Origin of the sequence: Hydrogenophaga defluvii (assembly GCF_042665235.1) — a bacterium.
GTDB lineage: Bacteria > Pseudomonadota > Gammaproteobacteria > Burkholderiales > Burkholderiaceae_C > Hydrogenophaga > Hydrogenophaga defluvii_A.
This window is the reverse complement of record NZ_JBHTBZ010000057.1, coordinates 1-2,776: the sequence shown is the minus strand read 5'-3', so window position 1 is coordinate 2,776 and position 2,776 is coordinate 1. Positions and strand designations below refer to the sequence as shown.

Here is a 2,776-nt window from a genome sequence, read left to right as displayed (position 1 = left end):
TGGAACGGTGTCCGCCATCACGCTGGAACACTGTCCGCCATCAGCATGGAATCGTGTCCGCCATGGCGTGGAATACGCAGCACGGAAGTTGGCGGCATCGTGCTGATTGAGCGCATTGCTTCATCAGTTTACGTGCGCAATGCCGTCACCTTTTTTCAGGTTAGCTTGATATGAAAAATCGCATCTCAAGGCACACCTTTGCAATGATCGGTGTTGTCGTCATCCTGTCAGGTTGCGCGGCAACAGCCGCTCAGCCTTTGGCGAAAAGAGCGGAACCCTGTCATCAGGCCCATGGTGGAAAAGCGCCTAAACATGATGGCAATTGTTCAGCATCCCCGAAAGGTCCTGCGATGTAAGCACATTTACTTGGCTTTGTTGCAAAAACCGGTGCCAACTGGCTCTCCCGATCAAACGGTTGCTAGCCTCAAGGGCAATGACGCCAACGACACCAAGGTGTGCCACGTGGCAACTCCACCGCGTAAGAACGCTCGACCTTTGCCAGGTCACAGCCCGAGTGATGCTGGCGAAGGTGGTTGGACAGCGCCACTGCCGGTCAGGGGGCGCCTCGGTCAAGCCATAGATGAAACCGCGTCAGTCCCAGCCAGCCTACAACAGGCATCTTGCTGACGTCGGAGCACCAAGGAGATCTGGAATTCGCGCGCACGCGGCTGACCGGTCAATGCCGATACCGGCTGTCACGTGCCCGAAGGGTGCCTCAATTGCGTATCACTGTACAGCGCCTTCGCTTCTACGCTTTTTTTCACCCAACGCCAAGGCGCCCAGAAGAGCCTGTAGATAGCCCACATGGACCCGAACCAGAGTCCAACGAGGGTAAGCGAGCCCAGTGACTGCTTCCAAGAAGCTGCGCCGGAAAAGTTGATGAGCAGCAGGCTGCTGCCAAAGTAGTACGCCAGGACGAACGCGTAGAACCATGCCGCTGCCGGGACTACCCGGTCAGGCGCCAGCTTGGCCCCCTCATGGTTGATGGAAAACTGCCCCGAATGGCGCAGCCATCGGCACTCTGCATCCGTCAAGCCATATTGGCGTTTAAGCGCGACTACCTGTTCACGGACAGGTCGTCGCACGTCGATACCGAAGCGGTAATAGAAGAGTCGCTCGTTATCGATTGCCTCCTCATCGAGCCGGTCTGATGCCGTGATAGCCAGGTACACCTTGATGGAGTCGGGAATTCGTCCCTCGTAATAGTCGCGCCCAGCGATGCGGCTGCGCTCCCCCAGGTTGAACTGAGTGATGGCCGGTTCATGTTCGCTGGAATTCATCTCTTGCGCCTACTGTGCTCGTGAAAATCGCGACCAGCAACGCGCTGGCCTTTTCCGGTGTTGACCTGTACGAGTGGTGCATTGGCATCAGCACCAGTCAGCGCCGCCAGACGGTCCACAGGCTTGCGGGCTTCGAAGTGCGCGACAGCGGCTGCCAGCAGATTGCGCCGCTGAGAGATCGGGTCGGTGGCCCACTGATGGCCGTTGTACAACTCGACGGCCAGATCCAGATCACCGTCCTCGGGCGCAACTCGATCCAGAAGTTCCTTGAACGCCGTATCCTCGGTTGCAGCGGCTAACTGGCCCTCCTTGATCAGGAGCAACAGCGCTCTTGCGGTTGCGTCCTGTTCCATCACTGCAGACCGGGCCACAGCAATTTGAAGGCGGATAGCGCGGAAGAGGTCATGGCGAATGCCGGCCCCGCCGGTCATTGTGCCCTCACCTGACAGAAGCCAGTCTACAGATACACCGAAGGCTTCGCGCAAGCCCATGAGCATCTCCACTCCAGGCCGCTTTACGCCGCGAAGAACATCGCTAACAAAACCAGCAGACGCGCCGATGCGCCGGGCCAGCTCTGCCTGGTTCACCCCGGCATAGGCCAGAACCTGGGCCAAGCGTGCAGGTATAGCTGCCAGTGGGTCTGTGGCACATTGCATTGGTGATCTCTTAGGCGTATATTCTGTTTCTATAGAGAACAGTTATTTACTGATTGTGCTTAATTTACTCGCAAATGACGAGGCTGTCGCAATGGACGGGATTGACATCGCCTACCGCCTCAAGCGCCTCGGTGTCAGCCAGTCGGACATTGCGCGCGATCTGGGTGTATCCGCCAGTGTGGTCGGCAACGTGATCCACGGTCGGATTTCGTCCTTTCAGGTGGCGTGTCATGTCGCCAATTTGCTCGGTATGCCTCCGAGTGAACTTTGGCCGCAGCGCTACATCTTTCGGCCTCGCGGACGCTCACTCCGTCGGCGAGGTGAGGCCACAGGAGAGCCATCCATGCCGACAGACTGATACCCACCCCAGAAAACCCAACAGGCGCCCAAACGCAAGCGGCCCACAGCGATGGCTGTGGGCCGCCTACGGGATTGGTTCCAGTGAAGTGGGCACTTCAAGCTGGATTCTCCTCCCCGTCGTTTGGACTGTCAAGAACGGCCTGATCGCGGCCAAGGAACGATGGTCAATCGGAGAATTCACATGCGAAAGATCCGGGAGGTTCTGCGGCTGTCTCACGACTCGCTGCTGAGCCGCCGTGCTGTCGCTGACAGCCTGGGTATCTCACGCGACGCGGTGACGGATTACCTCGTGCGGGCCTCAAGTGCGGGCCTAACGTGGCCATTGCCTGAAGACCTGGATGATGCCCAGCTTGAACGAAGACTGTACCCAATTGAGCCCGGGACGCGCGCACGCCGTCCAGAGCCGAACTGGGTCGACGTGCACCGGGACATGCAGCTACCTGGCGCCACGCTCCAGCAACTGCACGCCGAGTACCTTGT

4 protein-coding genes and 1 pseudogene are annotated in these 2,776 nt (G+C 58.7%); 2 read left to right on the top strand and 3 right to left on the bottom strand.

The genetic code is table 11. The features are described 5' to 3' along the window. Positions 1 to 695 precede the first annotated feature (695 nt). The 3 genes from ACFQU0_RS17675 to ACFQU0_RS17665 form a co-directional block, all read right to left on the bottom strand. Positions 696 to 1,280, bottom strand: coding sequence for a hypothetical protein (locus ACFQU0_RS17675; RefSeq protein WP_382203045.1), 585 nt, complete (start codon positions 1,278 to 1,280; stop codon positions 696 to 698). Beyond that, complete coding sequence (locus ACFQU0_RS17670; RefSeq protein ID WP_382203044.1) at positions 1,277 to 1,894, bottom strand: helix-turn-helix domain-containing protein; 618 nt, start codon at positions 1,892 to 1,894, stop codon at positions 1,277 to 1,279. Before ACFQU0_RS17670 ends, ACFQU0_RS17675 begins: the two co-directional genes overlap by 4 nt. Positions 1,895 to 2,000: 106 nt before the next feature. Then, positions 2,001 to 2,168 carry a hypothetical protein gene (locus ACFQU0_RS17665; protein ID WP_382203047.1) on the bottom strand — a complete coding sequence of 56 codons (168 nt, stop codon included), beginning with the start codon at positions 2,166 to 2,168 and terminating at the stop codon, positions 2,001 to 2,003. On the opposite strand from ACFQU0_RS17665, the gene ACFQU0_RS17660 reads away from it, so the two are divergent. Both ACFQU0_RS17660 and ACFQU0_RS17655 read left to right on the top strand, forming a co-directional pair. Further along, positions 2,097 to 2,294, top strand: a complete 198-nt coding sequence (locus ACFQU0_RS17660; protein WP_382203046.1) for a helix-turn-helix domain-containing protein — start codon at positions 2,097 to 2,099, stop codon at positions 2,292 to 2,294. The two genes, ACFQU0_RS17665 and ACFQU0_RS17660, sit on opposite strands and share 72 nt — an antisense overlap. A gap of 183 nt (positions 2,295 to 2,477) precedes the next feature. After that, positions 2,478 to 2,776, top strand: a pseudogene (locus ACFQU0_RS17655) (hypothetical protein); the annotation flags it as partial.

Excerpts from the sequence above, each read along its gene's own strand:
- ACFQU0_RS17675 (WP_382203045.1), bottom strand. The coding sequence starts at position 1,280 with ATGAATTCCAGCGAACATGAACCGGCCATCACTCAGTTCAACCTGGGG.
- ACFQU0_RS17665 (WP_382203047.1), bottom strand. The coding sequence starts at position 2,168 with ATGACACGCCACCTGAAAGGACGAAATCCGACCGTGGATCACGTTGCC.